Raw genomic sequence first — 22,719 nt, 5'->3', positions numbered from 1 at the left:
TTCCGATGAAGTCCTTCCGCAACCCGTACTACGCCGGCCCGGTTTCCGATCATTTCGACGGGGAACGATTCTTCAATCCCGGCCAGCCGACCACCGATCGCGGCTTCCGCCAGGCGCTACGCTGGAAGCTGGCCGGCGGCGGCGCGCGCTGGCCGCGCACGGTGCTCATCCGGCCGGTGCGTCCCGAGCGCCGCGTCGAAGGGCTTCGCGTCACCATGGTCGGCCATTCGACGCTGCTCGTCCAGGCAGGCGGGACGAACCTCCTCACCGACCCCGTCTGGTCGGCGCGCGTCAGCCCGTTCAGCTTCGCCGGGCCGAAGCGCGTCACCGCACCGGGCATCGCCTTCGACGACCTGCCGCCGATCGACGCGGTGCTCGTCAGCCATTGCCACTACGACCACCTCGACCTCGCGACCCTGAAAGCGCTGCACCTCCGCGACGCCCCGCTCATGGCGATGCCGCTCGGCACCGACGCGATCGTCCGCCGCGCGATCCCCGACGCGCGCATCGCGGTCGGCGACTGGCACGACCGCCTCGACCTCGGGCACGGCCTCGCGACGGTGCTGACGCGGGCCAACCACTGGGCGAACCGCTGGACAACGGACGTCCGCGCGGCGCTCTGGTGCGGGCACTTCCTCACCACCCCGGCCGGGTCGGTCTGGTTCGCCGGCGACACCGGCTACGGCGACGGCTCGATCTTCCCGGACATCCGCGCCCGTCACGGCGCGCCCGACGTGGCGCTGATCCCGATCGGCGCCTACGAGCCGCGCTGGTTCATGGCGCCGCAGCATGTCGGCCCCGACGAGGCCGTGCGGATCTTCGAAGCGTTGGGCGCCCCCCGGGCGCTCGGCATCCACTGGGGCACGTTCCAGCTGACCGACGAGGCGCGCGACGCGCCGCCGCTCGCCTTGGCCGCCGAACTCGCCGCCGCCGGGATACCGGCGGACCGCTTCGTCGCCGCCGAGCCCGGCAGCGTCCACGATTTCGACATCGCAGGGGCGCTGCACAACGAAGTGGCTTGAGAGCCGGCTGCCCTTGCCGCGCTTGTCACCTGCGCGAAGTATGAAGACGGACACGGCTGGGAGGTGGCTATGGCGAGCGTGGCGGGTATCGGGCCGGCAGCCGAACCGGCGAGCGGCGGATCCCCGAGCCTCGTACGCGTCATGGGGCCGTGGCTGCTCCTGCTCTTTATCGTCGGCGACATTCTCGGCACCGGCATCTACGCCCTGACCGGCCAGGTCGCGAAGGAGGTCGGAGGCGTCGTCTGGCTGCCGTTCCTCGTCGCCTTCGCGGTGGCGCTCCTGACCGCCTTCTCCTATCTCGAACTCGTCACGAAGTATCCGCAGGCGGCGGGCGCGGCGCTCTATACGCACAAGGCCTTCGGCATCCACTTCGTCACCTTCATCGTCGCCTTCGCGGTGATGTGCTCGGGCATCACCTCCGCCTCGACGGCGTCCAGAGCCTTCGCGGCGAACTTCTCCTCCGCCTTCGGGCTCGGGCTGGATGGGGGCATCGGCGTCACGCTGGTGGCGCTCCTCTTCATGGCGGTGGTGGCGATCGTCAATTTCCGCGGCGTCGGGGAAAGCGTGAAGGCGAACGTCGTCCTGACGCTGGTCGAACTCACGGGACTCCTGATCATCATCGGGATCGGGATGTGGGCGCTGGGCTACGGGGAGGGCGACCTCAGCCGCGCCTTCCAGTTCAACCCGAACGCGGAGAAGGGCGTGTTCTGGTCGGTCGTCACCGGTACGACGCTCGCCTTCTTCGCCATGGTCGGCTTCGAGGATTCGGTGAACATGGCCGAGGAGTGCCGCGACCCGAGCCGCATCTTTCCGCGCGTCCTCCTCGCCGGCCTCGCCATCACCGGCGCGATCTACGTCCTCGTCTCGATCTCGGCGATCGCGCTGGTGCCGCCCGAGCAACTGGGCGAAGGCGAGACGCCGCTCCTGAAGGTCGTGTCGGCCGGCGCGCCCGGCTTTCCGCTTTGGGTCTTCGGCATCATCACCATGTTCGCCGTGGCGAACTCGGCGCTGATCAACATGCTGATGGCGAGCCGCCTCGTCTACGGCATGAGCCGCGAGCGGGTGCTGCCCGCCGCGCTCGGTCACGTCCACGCCGGCCGCCGGACGCCCTATGTCGCGATTCTCTTCACGACGCTGCTCGCCTTCGGCCTCATCACTTTCGTCGGCGGCGTGAAGGACCTCGGCTCCACCACGGCGCTCCTTCTCCTCTGCGTCTTCACCGTGGTGAACGTCGCCGTGCTGGGGCTCCGGAAGGACCGGGTCCCGCACGCGCACTTCCGGACGCCGACCGCGCTGCCGATCCTCGGCGCGCTTGCCTGCGCCTTTCTAGCCGGGCCTTGGACGGGGCGCGACCCGGTGCAATACGCCATCGCCGGCATCCTCGTCGCCATCGGCGTCGTGCTCTGGATCGTCACCGTCGCCGTCAACCGCGCGACGGGCCAGGCCCTCTCCACGGCGGAGCTCGAACATTCCCATCTCGGCGGCCCGGTGAACTGAGGGCGCGTCCGCTGGCGCATCGCGCCCCGATCCGCCATATACCGCCGCATGACGCATCCGGCGGCAACGCTCGTCCCCTTCGCGCGCATGAACGGCATCGGCAACGAGATCCTCGTGGTGGATCTTCGCGGCGTGGGCGGCCGCGTCACGCCGGACGCCGCCCGGGCGCTCGCGGCGCGCGCCGAGACGCGCTTCGACCAGATCATGGCGATCCAGGCGCCCCGCATGGAGGGAACGGACGCGCATATCCGCATCCTGAACTCCGACGGCTCGGAGGCCGAAGCCTGCGGCAACGGCACGCGCTGCGTGGTGCAGGCGCTCGGCTCGGAGACGGGGCAGAAAAGCTTCCGCTTCGAGATCGCCGGCCGTCTGGTGGCAGCCGAGGAGCATGGCGACGGCACGGTCTCCGTCGACATGGGCGCGCCCCTCTTCGGCTGGCGCGACATCCCCCTGTCGGAGGAGTTCGCCGACACCCGCGCGATCGAACTGCAGGTCGGGCCGATCGACGCGCCCGTGCTGCATTCCCCTGCCGTCGTCTCGATCGGCAACCCGCACGCGGTATTCTGGGTGGATAACGACGTGTGGTCCTACGCGCTCGACCGTTTCGGGCCGATCCTCGAGAACCATCCGCTGTTTCCCGAGCGGTGCAACATCACGATCGCCGCGGTGACGTCCCGGAACGCCATGACCATCCGCACCTGGGAGCGCGGCGCCGGCCTGACGCGCGCTTGCGGCTCGGCCGCCTGCGCCGCCGCCGTCGCGGCCGCGCGCACCCGCCGCACGGGCCGGGCCGTCGAGGTGACGCTGCCGGGCGGCCGGCTCCGTATCGACTGGCGGGAGGTGGACGACCACATCGTCATGACGGGACCGGCGGAGTGGGAATGGTCCGGCCGGCTCGACCCCGCGACCGGCGATTTCGAGCGCGACGCGCCGGAAGTCGCGAGCGCATGAGCGGCGGCGTCGAGGTCGTCTCCTTCGGCTGCCGGCTGAACGGCCTCGAAGCGGCGACGATGAAGCGCGCCGCCGTGGAAGCCGGGCTCGGCCGCGACCGGCCGGCGGTGCTGGTCAATTCCTGCGCGGTGACGGCGGAGGCGGTGCGCGACGCGAAACGCGCCGTCCGCCGCGCCAGGGCAGCGAACCCGGAGGCGCTGATCCTCGTCAGCGGCTGCGCGGCGCAGGTCCATCCGGAGGATTTCGCCGCGATGCCGGAGGCCGACGGCGTCGTCGGCAACCACGAGAAGCGTTTTCCCGGAACTTACGCCCGCGACTTCGGTCTGTCGGAAGGCGAGAAGATCCGCGTCGACGACGTGTTCTCGATTCGAGAGACCGCGCCGCACCTCGCCGAGGTCGTCGACGGGCGGACCCGTGCCGTGGTCGAGGTGCAGAACGGCTGCGACCATCGCTGCACTTTCTGCATCATCCCGTTCGGCCGCGGCCCCTCCCGATCGGTACCGATGGGTGCGGTGGTCGACGGCATCCGCCGGCTGGTGGACGAGGGCTGCGCCGAGGTGGTGCTCTCCGGCGTCGACCTCACCTCCTACGGCGCCGATCTGCCCGGCACTCCGCGCCTCGGCACGCTGGTGCAGGCGATCCTCGCCCATGTGCCGGGCCTCCGGCGCCTGCGGCTTTCCTCGATCGATTCCGTCGAGGCCGACGAGGCGCTCGTCGACGCGATGGCGACCGAGGCGCGGCTGATGCCGCACCTGCACCTGTCGCTGCAGTCGGGCGACGACCTGATCCTGAAGCGCATGAAGCGCCGGCACCGGCGCGCGGACGCGGTGCGCTTCTGCGAGGACCTCCGGGCGAAGCGGCCGGACATCTCGTTCGGTGCCGACCTCATCGCCGGCTTCCCGACCGAGACCGAGGCGATGGCCGAGAATACGCGCGCGTTGATCGCCGACTGCGGCATCGCCTTCCTGCACGTCTTCCCGTTCTCGGCCCGGCCCGGCACGCCGGCGAGCCGGATGCCGCCGGTGGCGCCGCCCCTGATCACCGCCCGCGCGAAGCGGTTGCGCGAGGCGGGCGCGGCGGCGCTCCGCCGCCATCTCGATGCGAAGGTCGGCAGCCTCGCCGCCGTTCTCGTGGAACGGAACCGCACCGGCCGGCTTCCGGATTTCACGCCCGTCGCGATCATGTCCGACGAACCCGGCCGGATCGTCGAGGCGCGGATCGTCGCGGTCGAGGGCGGCCGCCGTCTCATTGCCGAGAAAGCGAGCGACCATGGCTGAGGGCTTCTTCCGCCGCATCTTCTCCTTCGGCACCAACCGGGCCGAGACGCGTCCCGCCGAGACCGTGCCGAGCCCGGCACCGGCGGAGTCGATCGAGGAGCGGGCGATCGAGAACGCCGAAGCGCCGCTGCCGGAGGCCGGTTCGCTCGAGGCGCACGACGCGCCGCCCGTCGAGATCGCCGAGGCGGAAGCGGAGGAGCGGGAGGCCGAGCCGAAGCCGGAGCCCGGTGCCTCCGCCGCCGAGCCGACGCCTGAGCCCCCGCCGCCCGCCGTCGCCGACGAGCCGTCGCTAGCCCCCGCGGAGCCGGAGGCGACGCCCGCTTTCGAAGACGGCAAGGGTCCCGACGCCCCGGCCGATGCCGACGAGCCGGCCTGGCTCGTTTCGGACGCGCCGGAGCCGGAATCCGATTTCTCCTGGCTGGACGAGCCGAAGGAAGCGCCGCCGGCCGAGGAGGTGGCGCCGCTTACGCCTGCGCCGGCGGTGGGGCCGGACGAGATGCCGCTGGCCGCCACGTATCGACCCGAAGCCGAGCCGCTTCCGGCGCCCGTCGCGCCGATCCCGACCTCGCAGCCCGTCGCCGCACGGGCCAAGCGCGACGAGTTCGGCTGGCTCGACGCCGACGCGCCCCTGCCGTCGGAGGACGACGAGGAGGAGGAGGCCGACTTCTCCTTCCTCGATGCGCCCGCACCGCGCGAGGCGGCCCCCCGCGTTTCCACCGGCGAGGCCGGCTGGCGGCTGCGCGAGGCGGAGGGGGAAGCGCCCGCGCCCGCCGCACCGGCGCAGGCGCGCCTGTCCTGGGGCGAGCGCGTGCGCGCCGGTCTCCAGCGCTCGTCGGGCCAGCTTTCCAACTCGATCACCGCGCTCTTCACCAAGCGCCGGCTCGACGAGACGACGCTGCAGGACTTCGAGGACGTGCTGATCCAGGCCGATCTCGGCGTCGAGACGGCGATGCGGATCACCGACCGCCTCAGCCAGGGCCGCTTCGGCCGCGAGGTGTCGGGAGCGGAGGTGCGGGCGATCCTGTCGAGCGAGGTCGAGGCGACGCTCCGGCCAGTCGCGCTGCCGCTGGAACTGGACCTCGAGAAGAAGCCGCATGTCATGCTGGTGGTCGGCGTCAACGGCACCGGCAAGACCACGACGATCGGCAAGCTGACCGCGAAGCTGACCCGCGCCGGCCTGAAGGTGACGCTCTGCGCCGGCGACACGTTCCGCGCCGCCGCGATCGAGCAGCTGAAGATCTGGGGCGAGCGGACCGACTCGCCGGTGATCGCCAAGGCGATCGGCGCGGATGCGGCGGGCCTCGCCTTCGAGGCCTACGACGAGGCGGTGGCGAACGGCTCCGACGTGCTGATCATCGACACGGCCGGCCGGCTGCAGAACCGCACGGAGCTGATGGACGAACTGGCCAAGATCGTCCGCGTCCTCCAGAAGCGCGAGCCCGACGCGCCGCACACCGTGCTCCAGACGCTCGATGCTACCACCGGCCAGAACGCGCTGAGCCAGGTCGAGATCTTCCGCAACGTCGCGGGCGTCAACGGCCTCGTGATGACCAAGCTCGACGGCACGGCGCGCGGCGGCATCCTCGTCGCCATCGCGGCGAAGTACCGGCTGCCGGTCTATTTCATCGGCGTCGGCGAGGGGATCGACGACCTGGAGCCGTTCCGCGCCAGGGACTTCGCCGAAGGCATCGCCGGCACCGCGCCGGCCCCCGCGCCCGTCGCCTGAAATCCGTCGCCTTCGCCGGGTAGCCGCCGGTCGTCCACCAGAACGAGCCAGCCCCTCGCCATGACCGAACGCATCATCGAAGCGCGGCCGAACTCGCCGGAACGGCGCGAAATCAACCCGGCGCTGAAGTTCGCGCTGGAACTCGGGCCGCTGCTCGTCTTCTTCTTCGCGAACTATCGCGGGCCCTGGCTCGCCGGGCATTTCCCGGCGCTGGCCTCGCTTGGCGGCCCGATCTTCGTCGCGACCGCCCTGTTCATGGCGGCGACCGTCGCGGCGCTGGCGGCGTCCTGGGCGCTGACGCGTACCCTGCCGATCATGCCGCTCGTTTCTGGCCTTTTCGTCGTCGTCTTCGGCGGCCTGACGCTCTGGCTGCAGAACGACGTGTTCATCAAGATGAAGCCGACGATCGTCAACGGCATCTTCGCCGCCATCCTGCTCGGCGGCCTGTTCCTGTTCAACCGGCCGCTGCTCGGCTACGTCTTCGACCAGGCTTTCAAGCTGGACGATGCGGGCTGGCGCAAGCTGACGCTGCGCTGGGGCGTGTTCTTCGTCGTGCTCGCTATCCTCAACGAGGTGATCTGGCGGAACTTCTCGGAAAGCTTCTGGGTGAGCTTCAAGGTCTGGGGCACGATGCCGATCACCATGGCCTTCATGCTCTTCCAAGTGCCGCTCCTGAAGCGCCACGCGATCGAGGAAGGCTCGCGCGATCGTCAGGACTGACGGGGATGCGGCGTCGGCGCCGCCTTCCCATATCCGTTGGAACCGCCAACGGAGAGACAAGCGCTTGATCGACGTCCAGAAGCTTCTCGGACAATTCCTCGGCCAGCAGGGCCAGACCGACCGGCCCGGCGGCGCATCGCCCTACCCGCCGCAGGCGCGCGGCGGCAGCGGCATCGAAGCGCAGCTCGGCAAGCTGATGGGCGGCCCGGCGGGTGCCGCCGTTTCCGGCGCGCTGGCGAGCGGATTGGCGAGGCAGCTCTTCAAGGGCAAGGGTCTCGGCAAGATGGGCGGCTCGGCCGTGAAGCTCGGCGGCGCCGCGCTCGTCGCCGGTCTCGCCTATAAGGCGTGGCAGAGCTATCAGGCGAACGGGCAGGGCGGTGCGCGCCTGCCGTCGGGCGGTCAGGGATCGCACGAGCTGCCCTCTCCCGTCGGCACGCCCTTCCTGCCGGAGGGCCACGAGGACCATCGGGCGCGGCTGATGCTGTCCGCCATGATCGCGGCGGCGAAGGCCGACGGCACTATCGACGCCGCCGAACAGGAGGCGATCTTCGGGCGGCTGGACGAAGCCGGGCTCGACGCCGAGGAGAAGGGCTTCCTCATGGACGAGATGCGGCGTCCCCTCTCGATCGATGAGCTGGCCGCCAAGGTTGGCGGCCCGGAGGAGGCGGCGGAGGTCTATACGGCCTCGGTGCTGGCGATTGATCCCGACCACCCGGCGGAGCGCGCCTATCTGGAGGCGCTCGCGCGGCGGCTCGGCATCGACCCGGCGCTGGTGGCCGAGATCCGCCGCACGACGGACGCCGCGACGGCCTAGAGGGCGTCGTCGGCGAGGCGCTGGCCGGAGGGCAGCACGTCGCCGGCCTGGCCGTCCGGGTTGCCGAACGGGATCGGCGGCGCGCCGGCTTCCGCCTCCGCGTCGTGGCGGAGCGCCCAGTGGACGGATGGGAAGGCGAGCTCGTCCCAGGGGATTTCGTCGAACCCGAAGAAGCGCAGTTCCAAGGTCTCGATGCCGGGCCGCGCCTCGCCGTCCGGCAGGTCGGCGCGGAAGATGAGCTGCACCTGGCTGATGCGCGGCACCGAATAGACGGCGAGGAGCCGCCGGATCGCGATCGCCGCGCCGGCTTCCTCCCGCGCCTCGCGCCGGGCGCCGTCCTCCGGCGTCTCGTTCAGCTCCAGATAGCCGGCGGGGATCGTCCAGAAGCCGCGGCGCGGCTCGATCGCGCGGCGGCAGAGCAGGATGCGGCCCGAGGCGCGCACCACCGAGCCGACCACGATCTTCGGGTTCCGGTAGTCGACGAAGCCGCACCGGTTGCAGACGCGACGCTCCCGCTCGTCGCCCTCGGGAACGCGGATGGTGAAGGAGGGCGGGGCGAGCGTACTCATGCGCCCGGAAGGTGACGCCGGACGTCTTGGCTTCCGTGCAGGACGCGGACGATGGTCAATTTGTCTCTCGCGAGCCGGAAGTATATGAAATGGGAGCCGGCTCGGAACTTCAGCATGTCCGGCAGTGCCTCGTCCGCGAGGCGTCCGACGGCTTGGCCGTTGGCCAACCGTTCGCAAGCTTCCTCGATCCTCGCGACGTATCGCTTGGCCTGCCGCGATCCGAAGCGCTCGAACGTCCATCGCAAAATGCCATCTAGATCCCGGATGGCCTTGCGGCTGACGATCAGTCTCATTGCGCGGCTTTGCCGCTCGCCCTGTCGAGCCGATCGATCTCCTCATAGAGATCCGAAAACTTGAAGTCCTCGACGTAGCCGCTTTCCTCGCCTTCGCGAAGGGCGTGCAGCAACGCTTCGCGCGTCCGGATAGGAGCGGGGCCGAAATCGAGCCTGTCGAGCTCGTCCTCCTCGACCCGACCTTCCAAGAGGGCGAGACCCGCTTCGACCACCTCCTCGGCGGACGAATAGCGGCCGGACGCCGTCTGCCGTTCGACGAAGTCGGCGAAATGGTCCTTGAGTTGTACGGAAGTCGTCCGTGGCATTGCCGGCCATCCGTTGAGAGGCGCAATCTATCTAGCACAGGCGGCCGACTACGGCGACGCCTTGCCGGCCAAAGCCTTTTCCAGCGCGGGATAAAGCCCGTTCCGCACCGCCTCCGGCGTGAACGGGCCGGTCTGCTTCCAGAGGATGCGGCCGTCCGTGCCGACGAGGAAGGTTTCCGGCACGCCGTAGACGCCCCAGTCGATCGTGGCGCGCCCGGCCGCGTCGGTGCCGATCGCGGCATAGGGGTTGCCGAGCTGGCGGAGGAAGCCGAGCGCCGCTTCCGGCTTGTCCTTGTGGTTGATCGCGACGAGCCGGAAGCGCGGGTCCTTCGCGAGCTCGGTCAGGATCGGATGCTCCTCGCGGCAGGGTCCGCACCACGATGCGAAGACGTTGACGAGGGTCGGCTTGTCCGGTGGCGCGGAAAGGTCGAGGCCGGGGCGCCCGGCGCCTTCGAGCGCCGGCAGCACGGTGCGCGGCGCAGGCGCGCCGATCAGGGCGGAGGGCACCGTCGCCGGATCGCGGCCGGAGCCGAGTTGAACGAGGAACACGCTCGCGAGGCCGAGAAAGGCGAGGAGCGGCAGGAGGACGAGGACGGGAAAGCGCCGCCGCGGCCCCGTTTCCGCATCGGCGCTCATCGCGGCGGGGCCGCCGATCGGCGTCGCGCGCCGCCGGCTTCCAGTCCTTGCAGCTCGCGGCGGCGGGCACGGGCGTCCACGACGAGCCAGAACCCGACGAGGGCGAGCACCAGCGCCGAGATGCCGTAGGCCGCCAGCACGAAGGTGGAGTAGTCGTGGGCGTTCATCTTAGTCCGTCCCGCGCGCGACCTGCAGACGCTTCAGCGCCCTGACGCGCCGACGCAACACTTCGGTCCGCATCGCGGTGAGGTGCATGGCGAGGAAGAGCAGCGTGAAGCCCAAAGCGGAAAGCAGGAGCGGCGTCAGGTACGCCGCCGGCATGGTCGGGCCGCCGGCCCGCATCACGCTCGCCGGCTGGTGCAACGTGTTCCACCATTCCACTGAGAACTTGATGATCGGGATCATCACGAAGCCGGTGAGCGCCATCACCGCGACCGGCCGGGCCGAGCGGCCGGGATCGTCGAAGGCACGGGCGAGCGCCATCAGGCCGAGATACATCAGGAACAGGATGAAGACGCTGGAAAGCCGCGCGTCCCATTCCCACCAGGTGCCCCAGGTCGGCCGGCCCCAGATCGAGCCCGTCACCATCGCGAGGAAGGTAAAGGCGCAGCCGAGTGGCGCAGCGCTCTTCAGCGAGACGTCGGCGATCGGGTGCCGCCAGACCAGCGTGCCGAGGCCGGACAGCGCCATCATGGTCCAGGCCAGCATGCCGAGCCAGGCGAAGGGCACGTGGACGAACATGATCCGCACCGTGTCGCCCTGCTGATAGTCGGCCGGCGCGGTAAGCCCAAGCCAGAGCGCCGGCGCGAGCACGGCGGCCGCAGCCAGGTAGGCGAAAGGCTGCACCCGGCCGGAGAGCTGGAGGAAGCGCGTCGGGTTGGCGAGGACGCTCCAGCGGCCCGGGCGGCCGGAAACGGCGGCGATGTCGGTCATGGCGATATTCTAGAACGGCTGGAAACCGGCCGCAAACTCGACGCCCCTCACTTTCGCGCCACGAGGAAGAGGCGCGGGAAGCGGAGGAGCCGCCTGCCGTCGGCGAGCGGCGGATAGGCCGCGTCGATCCGCGCCGTGTAGGCCGCGACGAAATCCGCCCGCTCCCGCTCGTCCAGCGGCTCGAGGAAGGGCCGCAGCCCCGTCGCGCTGACCCATTCGACGATGGCTTCGGCGCTCTTCATCACGTGATGGTATGTCGTGCGCCAGATGTCGACCGCCGAGGCCTCCCGCGCGAGGAGGTCGTAATAGCGCTCCGCCGGCAGGATGCGCGCCCGCACCTTGTCGGCGTCGCCGATCTTCGACGCCCACGCGCCGTCCTTCGCCGTCTCGCGCATGGCGGAGTGCGAGGGCTCCTCTTGGTTGTCCGGCATCTGCATCGCGAAGGCGCCGCCCTCCGCCACGAGCGCGAAGAGGCGCGGAAACAGCATCTCGTGGTCCGGCACCCATTGCAGCGCGGCATTCGAATAGACGAGGTCGAAGCTGCGGTCGGCCGCGAGCGTGCCGATGTCGGCGCGTTCGAAACGCGTCCCCGGCAGCCGTTCGCGCGCCTGCGCCAGCATGGCGTCCGACGTGTCGAGCCCGAGCACCGTCGCATCCGGATAGCGCTCGGCGACGAGTTCGGTCGAGTTGCCCGGTCCGCAGCCGAGGTCGACGGCGCTCGCCGCCCGCTCCAGCGGCACGCGGGCGAGAAGCTCGCGGGCGGGGCGCGTGCGCTCGTCGGCATAGCGCAGATACAGTGACGGGTTCCAGTCGGTGGCCATCAGGATCAGTCTCCCGCCGAGCGAAGCGCGAGCGCCGCCGCGAGCGGTCCGACGACGCCGGTGAACAGGGTGATCGCGCCGAGGATCGCCAAGGGCGCGGCGAAGGGCGCGGCATCGCTGACAGTGCCGTAGGCGGCTGACACGCCGAAAATGAGGACGGGCAGGGCGAGGGGCAGCACTAGCACCGAGACAAGCAGCCCGCCGCGCGGCAGCGCCACGGCGACCGCCGCCCCAACCGCGCCGAGACAGGTGATCGCCGGCGTGCCGACGAGGAGCGTCAGCACGGTAGCGACGGTGGCTTGGAGTCCGAGGCCGACGACGAGGCCGAGAAACGGCGTGGCGAGCGCGAGCGGCAGGCCCGTCGCGCACCAGTGCGCGGCGCACTTCACGAGGACGACGAGGAAAAGCGGCCGGCCGCCGGCGACGAGAAGGTCGAGCGTCCCGTCGTCGCGATCGGCCTGGAACAGCCGGTCGAGCGTCAGGAGCGAGGCGAGGAGCGCCCCGATCCAGAGGATCGCCGGGCCGAGCCGCGCCAGGAGCCGCATGTCGGGGCCGAGCGCGAAGGGCATGGCTGCGACCACGGCCAGGAAGAACACCAGCCCCAGCACCGCGCCGCCGTTCGCGAAGCCGAGGCGCAGGTCGCGCAGGAACAGCGCGCTCACGCCCAGACATCCGCGAGGTCGGCGACGGGGTCGGCGGCTGCGGCCGGTGGCTCCAGCCGAAGCTCACGCGCCGCGATGCCGAGGGGAGCGTGCGTCGCGGCAATCACGATGCCGCCGCCCGCGAGATGCCGCGCGGCGAGGTCGGCGAAAACCGTTTGCGAGGCCACGTCCAGCGCCGCCGTTGGCTCGTCCAAGAGCCAGACCGGCCGGTGCGCGACGAGGAGGCGCGCGAGGGCCGCCCGGCGCTGCTGTCCGGCCGACAGGAAGCCGAAGGGAAGGGCAGCCGCATGCGACAGGCCGACCGCGCCCAGCGCGTCGCCGACCTCCATCGCCGGAGCGCCGAGGAAGCGCTGCCAGAAACGGAGGTTCGCCTCCACCGTTTCCGCCGGTTTCATCGCGTTGCGGTGGCCGAGATAGTGCGCGGCGTCCGAGAGATGGCGCGCCGGCTCGCCGTCCGGCGCCGCCACGCCCTCGATCGAGAGCGTGCCGGCGGCCGGGGGCAGGAGGCCGAGGAGAGTGCGGAGCAGCGTCGACTTGCCGGCCCCGTTCGCGCCGGTGACCGCCAGCGCCTGCGTTTCCCGCAGCTCGATGTCGAGCGGTCCGGCGAGCACGTTCGTGCCCCTAGCCACGACGAGGCCGGCCGCGATCAGGCGCATCGGACGGGTTTCGCTTGTCGCGATGCCGATTTGATCCGATGCCGCACGCCAACGCCCTTTATAGCGATTCAAAACTTGCCTATAAGGCGAACCAACCACGCCAGCGACCGGAGTGGGATCTTCAAGCCCGACGGACGGAGCCGAAGCCTCAAATCTTAAGGATCGAGCCTTAAGGGAGAAGTTCGGCAGACGTCGAGGCGGACGACGCGCGGAAATGGTCGTACCCGCACTTTCCTCATGCCGCCGCGGCGCGAGGATCGGGCGTTCGCCTTCGGACGGAACCGGTTCGAAAGGAACGACTAGACCCCATGGCGCAGACACAATCCCATCCCGACAGCTTCAAGAGCCGCAAGGTCCTCACCGTCGACGGCAAGGACTACACCTATTTCGACCTGAAGGCAGCGGAAGCCAACGGCCTCGCCGGCGCCTCGCGCCTGCCCTTCTCGATGAAGGTGCTCCTGGAGAACCTGCTCCGCTTCGAGGACGGCCGCACCGTCAAGGCCGACGACATTCGCGCCTGCGTCAAGTGGCTGGAAGACAAGGGCGCGGCCGGTCACGAGATCGCCTATCGCCCGGCCCGCGTCCTGATGCAGGATTTCACCGGCGTGCCGGCCGTGGTGGACCTCGCCGCGATGCGCGACGCGACCGCGAACCTTGGTGCGGACCCGAAGAAGGTGAACCCGCTGGTGCCGGTCGACCTCGTGATCGACCACTCGGTGATGGTCGACTATTTCGGGCAGGCAGACTCGGCGAAGAAGAATGTCGACGTCGAATACGACCGCAACGGCGAGCGCTACACCTTCCTGCGCTGGGGCTCGAAGGCCTTCGAGAACTTCCGCGTCGTGCCGCCCGGCACCGGCATCTGCCATCAGGTGAACCTCGAATACCTCGCCCAGACCGTCTGGACGAAGGAGGAGGACGGCGAGACCGTCGCCTATCCCGATACGCTGGTCGGCACCGACTCGCACACGACGATGGTCAACGGCCTTGCCGTGCTCGGCTGGGGCGTCGGCGGCATCGAGGCCGAGGCCGCGATGCTCGGCCAGCCGGTGTCGATGCTGCTGCCGGAGGTCATCGGCTTCCGTCTGAACGGCAAGCTGCCCGAGGGCACCACCGCGACCGACCTCGTGCTCACCGTCACGCAGATGCTGCGCAGGAAGGGCGTGGTCGGCAAGTTCGTCGAGTTCTTCGGGCCGGGCCTGTCGAACCTGACGCTGGAGGATCAGGCGACGATCGCCAACATGGCGCCGGAATACGGCGCGACCTGCGGCTTCTTCCCGATCGACAAGGACACGCTGAACTACCTGGAGGCGACCGGCCGCGACAAGCACCGCATCGCGCTGGTCGAAGCCTACGCCCGAGCGCAGGGCATGTTCCGCGAGGACGGCGCGGCCGATCCGGTCTTCACGGACACGCTGGAACTCGACCTTTCCACCGTCGTCCCCTCGCTCGCCGGCCCGAAGCGCCCGCAGGACCGCGTCGCGCTGACCGACGTCGCGCCGGAGTTCAGGAAGGCCCTGCCGGAGATCAAGGCGGGTTCCAAGAAGGCGGGTGGCGCGTCCGGCCAGTCGCCGGAGGGGACGCGATTCGACGTCGAAGGCGAGACGCACGGCATCGCGGAAGGCGACGTGGTGATCGCCGCGATCACCTCCTGCACCAACACCTCGAACCCGAACGTCCTCGTCGCCGCCGGCCTGCTGGCGCGGAAGGCCGCGGCGAAGGGCCTGAAGGCGAAGCCCTGGGTGAAGACCTCGCTCGCCCCCGGCTCTCAGGTCGTGACGGAATATCTGGAGAAGGCCGGCCTCCAGCAGGACCTCGACGCGATGGGCTTCAACCTCGTCGGCTACGGCTGCACGACCTGCATCGGCAATTCGGGGCCGCTCCCCGAGCCGATCTCGGAGGCGATCAACAGGAACGACCTCGTCGCCTGCTCGGTGCTCTCGGGCAACCGCAACTTCGAGGGCCGCGTCAACCCGGACGTCCGGGCGAACTATCTCGCCTCGCCGCCGCTCGTCGTCGCCTACGCCATCGCCGGCTCGCTCTTCGTCGACATCACGAAGCAGCCGCTCGGCAAGGGCTCGGACGGGCAGGACGTCTATCTGAAGGACATCTGGCCGACGACGCAGGAGATAGCCGAGATCGTGCGGAAGACGGTCACCCGCGACCTGTTCGAGAGCCGCTACTCCGACGTCTTCAAGGGCGACAATCACTGGCAGGGCATCGCGGTTTCCGGCGGCCTCACCTACCAGTGGGATGACCGCTCGACCTACGTGCAGAACCCGCCCTACTTCGAGGGCATGACGATGGAGGCCAAGCCCGTCACCGATATCGAAGGTGCGCGCGTGCTTGGCCTGTTCCTAGACTCGATCACCACCGACCACATCTCGCCGGCGGGCTCGATCAAGGCCAACGGCCCGGCGGGCGAGTACCTCGTCGGCTATCAGGTGCGCCCGGCGGACTTCAACTCCTACGGCGCGCGGCGCGGCAACCATGAAGTCATGATGCGGGGCACCTTCGCCAACATCCGCATCAAGAACCAGATGGTGCCGGGCATCGAGGGCGGCATCACCAAGCACTTCCCGTCGAACGAGCAGATGCCGATCTACGACGCGGCGATGCGCTACAAGCAAGAGGGCGTGCCGCTGGTGATCTTCGCCGGCAAGGAATACGGCACCGGCTCGTCGCGCGACTGGGCGGCCAAGGGTACCGTGCTCCTCGGCGTGCGGGCGGTGATCGCGCAGAGCTTCGAGCGCATCCATCGCTCCAACCTCGTCGGCATGGGCGTCGTGCCCTTCGTCTTCGAGGAAGGCACGAGCTGGCAGACGCTCGGCCTCAAGGGCGACGAGACCGTCACGATCGAGGGCCTGACCGACGTGAAGCCGCGCCAGAAGATGGAGGCGGTGATCACACGGGCGGACGGCGAAGTGGTGAAGGTCCCGCTCCTCTGCCGCATCGATACGCTGGACGAGCTCGAATACTTCCGGGCCGGCGGCATCCTGCACTACGTGCTCCGGCGCCTCGCGGCCTGACCGGCATTTCACGACGAATGGAGAAAGGGCGGTGCCTGGTGCGCCGCCCTTTTCCTTGCGGGAAGCTTGCGTGCTCACCCGCAATTGAATGGTGGATGATCGGGGGCGTCGCTAGCTTCCCGGCTCTCGCGAACCAGCTTCGCACCAACGACGGACCCCTCGAGGACGCGCGACATGCGGACAAAGGCTCATGCGACGGTTCGGAATGCGGCCGCTGACGTCTCGCGCCCGCGGGACTGAGAACCGGTGTTCCGCTGCCTCGCCGCCGCCCTCGCCGCGGTTCTCGCCTTCGCCCCGTCGGCGCCCGCTCTGGCAGGCGAGCGCGAGGCGTCGAGCCGCGACGTCGCGGGCGTCGTGGAACTCTTCACCAGCCAGGGCTGCGCGTCCTGTCCGCCGGCCGAAGGCGTCCTGGCGAATCTGGCGCGCGATCCGAAGCTCGTCGTCCTCGCCTACCATGTCGACTACTGGGACTATATCGGCTGGCGCGACACCTACGGCTCGCGCGACAATACCGAGCGCCAGCGCGGCTATGCCGACGCGCTGCGGACCGGCTCGGTCTACACGCCGCAGGTGGTGGTGAACGGCCGGCGCGACGTCGCCGGCACGCGCGAGAGCGAAATCCGCCGGGCCGTCGCGGAAAGCCCGCTCGCCGACAAGGCTTCGCCCGCACCGACCGTGACGCTGACGCTCGCCGGCGACCGGCTCCGCGTGTCCGCCGAGGGGCCCGCGCCGGCGAACACGGGCGGACCCGCGCCGCTGCTCGTGCTCGTCACCTTCGAGGGATGGAGCGAGACCGCGATCGACCGCGGCGAGAACCAGGGCCGGACGCTCGGCTCGACCAACGCGGTGCGGAGCTGGCGCGTCCTCGGCATGTGGGATGGCCGCCCGCTCGCCGTCGACCTGCCGGCCAACATGCTGAGCGAGGACGGCGCACCGGTCGGCTGCGCCGCCCTGCTCCAGAAGCCGACCGCCAGCGGCGGGCCCGGCCCGATCCTCGCCGCGGCGACGCTCCTGCCGCCGCGCTGAGCGCGGGTTCAGACGAGTTCCGCGAGCGCCTTCGGATCGAAGTCCCGCAAGGACGCAGCGTCGCCGGCGCGCACCTTGCGGACCCAGTCCGGGTCGCCGAGGATGGCGCGGCCGACCGCGATGAGGTCGAACTCCTCGCGCTCCAGCCGGCGCGTCAGCTTGTCGAGGCTGGCGGGCTTCGAGCTTTCGCCGCCGAACGAGGCCATGAACTCGCCGTCGAGCCCGACCGAGCCGACGCTGATCGTGGCAGTGCCCGTCAGCTTCTTCGCCCAGCCGGCGAAATTCAGGCCGTCCTCGCCGTCCTCCTCCGGGAACTCCGGTTCCCAGAAGCGGCGCTGCGAGCAGTGGAACGCGTCGACACCGGCTTCCGCCAGCGGCAGCAGCCAGTCCCGCATCGCGTCCGGGGTTTCCGCGAGGCGGAAGCCGAAGTCCTGCTGCTTCCACTGGCTGACGCGCAGGATGATCGGAAAGTCCGGGCCGACCGCCTCGCGCATCGCCCGCACCACCTCGGCGGCGAAGCGGGAGCGCTCGCGCAGTGTCGCGCCGCCGAAGCGATCCTCGCGCCGGTTCGTGCCGGCCCAGAAGAACTGATCGATCAGGTAGCCGTGCGCCCCGTGAATCTCGGCGACGTCGAAGCCGAGGCGCTTCGCCTCCGCCGCCGCCTTGGCATAGGCCGCGATCGTGTCCGCGATGTCCTCGTCGGTCATCGCTTGCCCACGCGGCTGATCGGGGGCGACGAGGCCGGACGGGCTCTCGATGCCGCGCTCCGGCTCCCACTCCGTCTGGAAGCTCTTCACCGAGCCGACGTGCCAGATCTGCGGACCCATCCGGCCGCCGGCCGCGTGCACCGCGTCGATCACCTTTGCCCAGCCGGCGAGCGCCGCCTCGCCGTGGAAGACGGGAATGCCCGGATCGTTGCGCGCCGCCGGCCGGCGGATCGCCGTGCCTTCCGACAGGATCAGGCCGACATCCGATTCGGCGCGGCGGCGGTAGTAGGCGGCGACGTTCCCGCCCGGCACGCCGCCCGGCGAGAAGGAGCGCGTCATCGGCGCCATGACGATGCGGTTCTTCAGCTCCACGCCCTTCAGGCGGAACGGCTGGAACAGGATGTCGGTCGAGGCGAGCATGCGGGGACTTGGCTCCGTTGCGAAGGGAGCGCCAGAAGTATACATCGGAAACCTAGCGTCAATTACGCACTTTCCGTCGCCTAAGTATCCGGAAGGAAACCGCGCATGCCCGACGATGCCTCCGCCGCCGTCTTCGCCGCCGATTGCCCGAGCCGCTTCCTGCTCGACCAGATCGCCGACAAATGGTCGGTGCTGATCCTGGCCGCGCTCTGCGACGGGCCGCTCCGGTTCAACGCCGTGAAGCGGCGGCTGAACGGCATCACCCAGAAGGCGCTGACGCAGGCGCTGCGGCGGCTGGAGCGCAACGGCATCGTCGCCCGGCGCGTCGTGCCGGTCTCGCCGATCGCGGTGGAATATTCGGTGACGCCGCTCGGGCGCACGCTGCGGGAGCCGTTCGGCGCCCTCTATGCCTGGACGCTCAAGCACGCGGCGGAGGTGGAAGCCGCGCGGCGCGCCTTCGACGGGCGCTTGGGGGAGGCGGTCGAAGCCGGCCTGGCGGCTTGAAAAGCTTTTGCCGGGCTTCCAGTTTCATGTCACGATCATGACGCGGCGGCGATCCTCGGATCGCTCGCCGTCGATAGCGGAAGGGGCTGTCCATTGGTGGAACGCGTGACGGGCGAGGCCGAAACGGCGACGCTGATCGAGTTTCCCCGCTCACCACCTTCCCGCCAGAGCGTCGTCGCCTTCGACCGGCGGGAACTGTCCGAGATCCTCAACGTCTACGGCCGCATGGTCGCCGCCGGCGAATGGCGCGACTACGCCATCGACATGCTGAAGGATCAGGCGGTGTTCTCGATCTTCCGGCGCACCAGCGAGATGCCGCTCTACCGGATCGAGAAGAACCCGAAGCTCGCCCGGCGGCAGGGCGCCTTCTCGGTGGTCGCCGCGGGCGGCCTCGTGATGAAGCGCGGCCACGACCTCGGCCAGGTGCTGCGCGTCTTCGACCGGCAGTTGAAGCTGGTCTAAGCCTAGCCGATTCCCCGCGCCATCGCGGCGGCGAAGATCGGGATCAGGGCGAAGAACAGGGCTTCCGCGTGCATGATGCGCTTGGCGCTCCTCACTTCCGCGTCAGGCGGCGCGAAGGCCGGGTCGGCGGCAAGCGCCTTCCGCCACCGCGCGAAGCGCAGGGACGGCGGCACCGACAACGCGCCGACCACGGCGAAGGCCAGCATCTTGCCCCAGAAGGAATGGTTGGCGGCGTAGTAGTCCCAACCCTTCAGGCCGAAGACGACGCGGGCGATCCCGACGACGATTACCGCGACGGCGAGCCCGCCGTAGACGGCGTCGTAGCGCGCGAGCTTCGTGAGGTTCGGCCCCGCGATGCCGGGCCGGAGCAGCGCCAGTTCGACCAGGAAGACGCCGAACAGCGCGAAGACGCAGAGATGGTGCAGCGAGGCGAGAACGAAGTCGAGAAGCATGCGCGGATCCGGTCGGGCGGTCGGGTGCGGGCAGCTTAGCCGAGCCCCGTCCCGGCGCAATCGGCCTGGAACGGTTCCAAGGTTGCGATGGCGGCCAGCGGTTGCTATTTTCTCAGCCGTCATGTCGTGCCGGACGCATAGCCACGCGCATCTGCCGTCCACCCTCGGCTTCTCGCCGGTGGACGACCGCACGCGCCTGCCCGGCCGCTTCTTCTATCGCCTCATCGTCGGCCGCAAGCTCGGCTGACGGCAGGTCGCGCGCCGCCGTTCTCATCCGCGCATCCCTCACATTCCGTTTCCTTCCCGATCGCGAGGCCCGGAAATGCGCGGCCCGATCGACGCTCGCCCAAGGACGATTCACATGATTCAGGATCAGCCCCGCACCCTCTACGACAAGATCTGGGACGATCACCTGATCGAGACCGGCGAGGGAGGCGACAGCCTCGTCTACATCGACCGCCATCTCGTCCACGAGGTGACGAGCCCGCAGGCCTTCGAGGGCCTGCGCGCGAGCGGCCGGCGCGTCCGGCATCCGGAAAGGACCCTCGCCGTTGTCGACCACAACGTGCCGACCTCGCCGGACCGCCTGCTCGGCATCCGCAACGAGGAAAGCCGCGTCCAGGTCGAGACGCTGGAGGCGAACGTCGCCGAGTTCGGGCTCGAATACTATTCCGCCGCCGACCGCCGGCAGGGCATCGTCCACATCATCGGGCCCGAGCAGGGCTTCACGCTGCCCGGCACCACCATCGTCTGCGGCGATTCCCATACCTCGACGCACGGCGCCTTCGGGGCGCTCGCCGTCGGCATCGGTACGTCCGAGGTCGAGCACGTGCTGGCCACGCAGACGCTGATCCAGAAGAAGGCGCGGAACATGCTCGTCGAGGTGACGGGCGCGCCGCCGGCGGGCGTCGGCGCGAAGGACATCATCCTCGCGATCATCGGCAGGATCGGCACGGCCGGGGGCACCGGGCACGTCATCGAATATGCCGGCGAGGCGGTGCGCGGCCTCTCGATGGAAGGCCGGATGACGATCTGCAACATGTCGATCGAGGGCGGCGCGCGCGCCGGCATGGTCGCGCCGGACGAGACGACCTTCGCCTACCTGAAGGACCGCCCGCGCGCGCCGAAGGGCGAGCACTGGGAGAAGGCCGTCGCGTGGTGGCGGACGCTCGGCTCGGACGAGGGCGCGCATTTCGACAAGGTCGTCCGGCTCGACGCGGCCGACCTGCCGCCGATCGTCTCCTGGGGTTCCTCACCGGAAGACGTCGTCTCGATCGACGGCGTGGTGCCGGACCCGGACGAGATCCTTGATGAGAACAAGCGCCTGTCGAAGAAGCGGGCGCTGGAATATATGGGCCTCACCCCCGGCACGAAGATGACCGACATCCGGCTCGACCGGATCTTCATCGGCTCCTGCACGAACGGGCGGATCGAGGATCTCCGGACCGTCGCGAAGATCGTCGAGGGCCGCCGGATCGCGGACGGCGTCTCCGGCATGATCGTGCCGGGCTCCGGCCTCGTGAAGGCGCAGGCGGAAGCCGAAGGCCTCGACGTGATCCTGAAGGGCGCCGGCTTCGACTGGCGTGAGCCCGGCTGCTCGATGTGCCTCGGCATGAACGAGGATCGCTTGTCGCCGCTGGAGCGCTGCGCCTCGACCTCGAACCGCAACTTCGAGGGCCGGCAGGGCTTCAAGGGCCGCACGCATCTCGTTTCGCCGGCGATGGCGGCGGCGGCGGCGATCGCCGGACGCTTCGTCGACGTGCGGACCTGGAGTTAGCGCGAAAAGCCGCTACGGCAGGATTTCATGTTTGAAAGGAGATGGATCGCCGGGCCCGCAAGGTTCGGCGTCATCGCTACTTCTTAAGGATCGTCGCTTACTCTCGCTTCAGTTGCTACCACGTCTTCGAGGCGACGATGCCCCTGCGCAATTCCGTGAACACGAAAGTTCTCGTCGCCGGCGGTGGAACGATCGGCATTCTCCTCCTCCTCGGTTCGTTTCTCGTCACGCATCAGGTGGGAGGCATGGTTTCCGACCTTTCGGAGAGCTATGCGACGCAGCTGAGCGAAGCGACGGCCAATTCGATCGCGACCGATCTGGCGCGGGTGGAGTCGACCGGCCGGTCGATGACCTCGGCGCTCGCCGCCCTGCATGCAAAGGGCGCGCGCGACCGCCAGCTCGTGCTGGATGTGCTGAAGCCGAACGTCGAGTCCTCCGACTACGTCATGGGAAGCTGGTATTTCGAAGCGCCCAACGCCTGGGACGGCCAGGACAGCGCGATGGCCGGCCAGAAGGCCCTCGGCTCAAACAGCACCGGCACCTTCATGCCCTACTGGGCAAGGATCGATGGCAATATTTCGATGGAGCCCGCGGAAGACAACCAAGTCTATCCGGAAGCGTTCTACACGGCCCCGGCGCAAACCGGGAAGCCGGCGATGATCGACCCCTATGCCTACGAAGTCGGCTCGAAAACCGTGCTCATGACGTCGGTGGCGTTTCCGGTCATGTCGGGCGGAAAACTGATCGGCACGGCCGGCCTCGACATCGCCCTCGACAACCTGACGGAGCATCTTTCCACCGATCGTCCGTTCGGCGACGGGCGCATCATGCTGCTCTCCGGCAACGGCAAGTGGGCGGCCCATCCCGACGCGAAGCTGCGCACGCAGCCTTATGACGGTCCCGGCGCGGATGCGGTCCGCAACGCCCTTGCCGAGAGGAAGCCCGTTCAACTCCCGTCGTTCGATGTGGACGGCGTCGAGACGCTGCGCACGATCATGCCCTTCGCTCTGAAGGGGATGAACTCGACCTGGGCGGTGGTGATGGACGTTCCTGCGTCGACCGTCGGCGCGCCCGCCCGCACCCTCGCCAAAGGCATGGCGATCGGCGGAGGACTGATCACCCTCGCGGTGCTGGCCGTCCTGTTCGGATCGCTTCGCGCCTTCGTGGTGAGGCCGCTCGGCGGATTGACGAAGGCGGTCGATGCCCTGAGCCGGGCCGACTATACGTCTGCGGTCGAAGGCATCGAACGGAAGGATGAGATCGGCGTCGTCGCGAAGGCGCTGGAGGCCGTGCGGGGCGAGCTCGCAGCCGGTCAGCGGCTGCGGATCGAACAGGACGAGCTCCAGCAGTCGACCGAACAGCAGCGCCGGCAGCAATCCGTTCTGGACAATGCGAAGGCCGAGGATTTGCGGGTATTCGTGCATGCGGTGGAGGCGGGGTTCGCGGGTCTGGCGCAGGGC

Annotated in this window: 25 protein-coding genes; 14 read left to right on the top strand and 11 right to left on the bottom strand. The window is 69.5% G+C overall.

The window, feature by feature from the left end:
- The first annotated feature begins 5 nt into the window (after positions 1–5).
- The 7 genes from F6X38_RS04705 (at position 6) to F6X38_RS04675 (ending at position 8,007) form a co-directional block, all read left to right on the top strand.
- Positions 6–1,022 (top strand): MBL fold metallo-hydrolase, encoded by a 1,017-nt coding sequence (locus F6X38_RS04705; protein ID WP_150968401.1) that lies wholly within the window; start codon positions 6–8, stop codon positions 1,020–1,022.
- A 69-nt stretch (positions 1,023–1,091) separates the two neighbouring features.
- The gene (locus F6X38_RS04700; RefSeq protein ID WP_246191204.1) at positions 1,092–2,519 is read left to right on the top strand and encodes an APC family permease; all 1,428 of its coding nucleotides are present in this window, start codon (positions 1,092–1,094) and stop codon (positions 2,517–2,519) included.
- Positions 2,520–2,567: 48 nt separating this feature from the next.
- Entirely contained in the window at positions 2,568–3,470 is a 903-nt protein-coding gene (gene dapF / locus F6X38_RS04695) for a diaminopimelate epimerase (RefSeq protein WP_246191203.1), read from the top strand.
- Entirely contained in the window at positions 3,467–4,747 is a 1,281-nt protein-coding gene (mtaB, locus tag F6X38_RS04690; RefSeq protein ID WP_150968400.1) for a tRNA (N(6)-L-threonylcarbamoyladenosine(37)-C(2))-methylthiotransferase MtaB, read from the top strand. The genes dapF and mtaB overlap by 4 nt, the downstream gene beginning before the upstream one ends.
- Positions 4,740–6,473, top strand: coding sequence for a signal recognition particle-docking protein FtsY (gene ftsY / locus F6X38_RS04685; RefSeq protein WP_150968399.1), 1,734 nt, complete (start codon positions 4,740–4,742; stop codon positions 6,471–6,473). Before mtaB ends, ftsY begins: the two co-directional genes overlap by 8 nt.
- Positions 6,474–6,533: 60 nt before the next feature.
- A complete protein-coding gene (locus F6X38_RS04680) occupies positions 6,534–7,193 on the top strand; it encodes a septation protein A (RefSeq protein WP_150968398.1) in 660 nt (219 codons plus the stop codon).
- A 64-nt stretch (positions 7,194–7,257) separates the two neighbouring features.
- On the top strand, positions 7,258–8,007 hold the full coding sequence (locus tag F6X38_RS04675; RefSeq protein ID WP_150968397.1) for a tellurite resistance TerB family protein: 750 nt from the start codon (positions 7,258–7,260) through the stop codon (positions 8,005–8,007).
- Here F6X38_RS04675 and F6X38_RS04670 read toward each other — a convergent pair.
- Genes F6X38_RS04670 through ccmA form a run of 9 tightly spaced genes read right to left on the bottom strand, consistent with a single transcriptional unit; the run spans position 8,004 to position 12,882 of the window.
- Positions 8,004–8,576 (bottom strand): NUDIX hydrolase, encoded by a 573-nt coding sequence (locus tag F6X38_RS04670; protein ID WP_150968396.1) that lies wholly within the window; start codon positions 8,574–8,576, stop codon positions 8,004–8,006. The two genes, F6X38_RS04675 and F6X38_RS04670, sit on opposite strands and share 4 nt — an antisense overlap.
- Positions 8,573–8,869 (bottom strand): type II toxin-antitoxin system RelE/ParE family toxin, encoded by a 297-nt coding sequence (locus F6X38_RS24255; protein ID WP_150968395.1) that lies wholly within the window; start codon positions 8,867–8,869, stop codon positions 8,573–8,575. Before F6X38_RS24255 ends, F6X38_RS04670 begins: the two co-directional genes overlap by 4 nt.
- A complete protein-coding gene (locus tag F6X38_RS04660) occupies positions 8,866–9,174 on the bottom strand; it encodes a type II toxin-antitoxin system ParD family antitoxin (protein ID WP_150968394.1) in 309 nt (102 codons plus the stop codon). The genes F6X38_RS24255 and F6X38_RS04660 overlap by 4 nt, the downstream gene beginning before the upstream one ends.
- A 48-nt stretch (positions 9,175–9,222) precedes the next feature.
- Complete coding sequence (locus F6X38_RS04655) at positions 9,223–9,810, bottom strand: DsbE family thiol:disulfide interchange protein (protein ID WP_150968393.1); 588 nt, start codon at positions 9,808–9,810, stop codon at positions 9,223–9,225.
- Entirely contained in the window at positions 9,807–9,977 is a 171-nt protein-coding gene (gene ccmD, locus F6X38_RS04650) for a heme exporter protein CcmD (RefSeq protein WP_150968392.1), read from the bottom strand. Before ccmD ends, F6X38_RS04655 begins: the two co-directional genes overlap by 4 nt.
- 1 nt (position 9,978) lies before the next feature.
- Positions 9,979–10,743, bottom strand: a complete 765-nt coding sequence (locus F6X38_RS04645) for a heme ABC transporter permease (protein WP_150968391.1) — start codon at positions 10,741–10,743, stop codon at positions 9,979–9,981.
- A 47-nt stretch (positions 10,744–10,790) separates the two neighbouring features.
- Complete coding sequence (gene tam, locus F6X38_RS04640; RefSeq protein ID WP_150968390.1) at positions 10,791–11,564, bottom strand: trans-aconitate 2-methyltransferase; 774 nt, start codon at positions 11,562–11,564, stop codon at positions 10,791–10,793.
- A 5-nt stretch (positions 11,565–11,569) separates the two neighbouring features.
- Positions 11,570–12,226 (bottom strand): heme exporter protein CcmB, encoded by a 657-nt coding sequence (gene ccmB, locus F6X38_RS04635; protein ID WP_150968389.1) that lies wholly within the window; start codon positions 12,224–12,226, stop codon positions 11,570–11,572.
- Positions 12,223–12,882, bottom strand: a complete 660-nt coding sequence (gene ccmA / locus F6X38_RS04630; RefSeq protein ID WP_150968388.1) for a heme ABC exporter ATP-binding protein CcmA — start codon at positions 12,880–12,882, stop codon at positions 12,223–12,225. The genes ccmB and ccmA overlap by 4 nt, the downstream gene beginning before the upstream one ends.
- A gap of 308 nt (positions 12,883–13,190) precedes the next feature.
- On the opposite strand from ccmA, the gene acnA reads away from it, so the two are divergent.
- Positions 13,191–15,911, top strand: a complete 2,721-nt coding sequence (gene acnA, locus F6X38_RS04625) for an aconitate hydratase AcnA (protein ID WP_150968387.1) — start codon at positions 13,191–13,193, stop codon at positions 15,909–15,911.
- A 246-nt stretch (positions 15,912–16,157) separates the two neighbouring features.
- Complete coding sequence (locus F6X38_RS04620) at positions 16,158–16,937, top strand: DUF1223 domain-containing protein (RefSeq protein WP_150968386.1); 780 nt, start codon at positions 16,158–16,160, stop codon at positions 16,935–16,937.
- Positions 16,938–16,945: 8 nt separating this feature from the next.
- Here F6X38_RS04620 and F6X38_RS04615 read toward each other — a convergent pair whose 3' ends face one another.
- The gene (locus tag F6X38_RS04615; protein WP_150968385.1) at positions 16,946–18,064 is read right to left on the bottom strand and encodes an NADH:flavin oxidoreductase; all 1,119 of its coding nucleotides are present in this window, start codon (positions 18,062–18,064) and stop codon (positions 16,946–16,948) included.
- 105 nt (positions 18,065–18,169) lie between these two features.
- Between F6X38_RS04615 and F6X38_RS04610 the strand changes: the two genes are divergently transcribed.
- Together F6X38_RS04610 and F6X38_RS04605 are read left to right on the top strand one after the other, a co-directional pair.
- Positions 18,170–18,568: a winged helix-turn-helix transcriptional regulator gene (locus F6X38_RS04610; protein WP_150968384.1), complete on the top strand. Its 399-nt coding sequence runs from the start codon at positions 18,170–18,172 to the stop codon at positions 18,566–18,568.
- 132 nt (positions 18,569–18,700) lie between these two features.
- The gene (locus F6X38_RS04605) at positions 18,701–19,030 is read left to right on the top strand and encodes a DUF2794 domain-containing protein (protein ID WP_425482824.1); all 330 of its coding nucleotides are present in this window, start codon (positions 18,701–18,703) and stop codon (positions 19,028–19,030) included.
- 2 nt (positions 19,031–19,032) lie between these two features.
- On the opposite strand, the gene F6X38_RS04600 is transcribed toward F6X38_RS04605, so the two are convergent.
- On the bottom strand, positions 19,033–19,482 hold the full coding sequence (locus F6X38_RS04600) for a DUF2214 family protein (RefSeq protein WP_150968382.1): 450 nt from the start codon (positions 19,480–19,482) through the stop codon (positions 19,033–19,035).
- Between the two features lie 121 nt (positions 19,483–19,603).
- Here F6X38_RS04600 and F6X38_RS24065 point away from each other — a divergent pair, with 121 nt between their 5' ends.
- From F6X38_RS24065 to F6X38_RS04590, 3 genes are all read left to right on the top strand, one after another.
- A complete protein-coding gene (locus F6X38_RS24065) occupies positions 19,604–19,729 on the top strand; it encodes a hypothetical protein (RefSeq protein ID WP_281353048.1) in 126 nt (41 codons plus the stop codon).
- A gap of 114 nt (positions 19,730–19,843) precedes the next feature.
- Positions 19,844–21,259 (top strand): 3-isopropylmalate dehydratase large subunit, encoded by a 1,416-nt coding sequence (gene leuC / locus F6X38_RS04595; protein ID WP_150968381.1) that lies wholly within the window; start codon positions 19,844–19,846, stop codon positions 21,257–21,259.
- Positions 21,260–21,396: 137 nt separating this feature from the next.
- Positions 21,397–22,719: PDC sensor domain-containing protein (locus F6X38_RS04590; RefSeq protein WP_161992622.1), on the top strand; the 1,323-nt coding region annotated here is incomplete at its 3' end.

The organism is Plantimonas leprariae, from assembly GCF_008802405.1.
Taxonomy (GTDB): Bacteria; Pseudomonadota; Alphaproteobacteria; order Rhizobiales; family Rhizobiaceae; genus Plantimonas; species Plantimonas leprariae.
The sequence above is the reverse complement of the archived record's forward strand: the minus strand, read 5'-3'. Positions and strand labels throughout refer to the sequence as shown.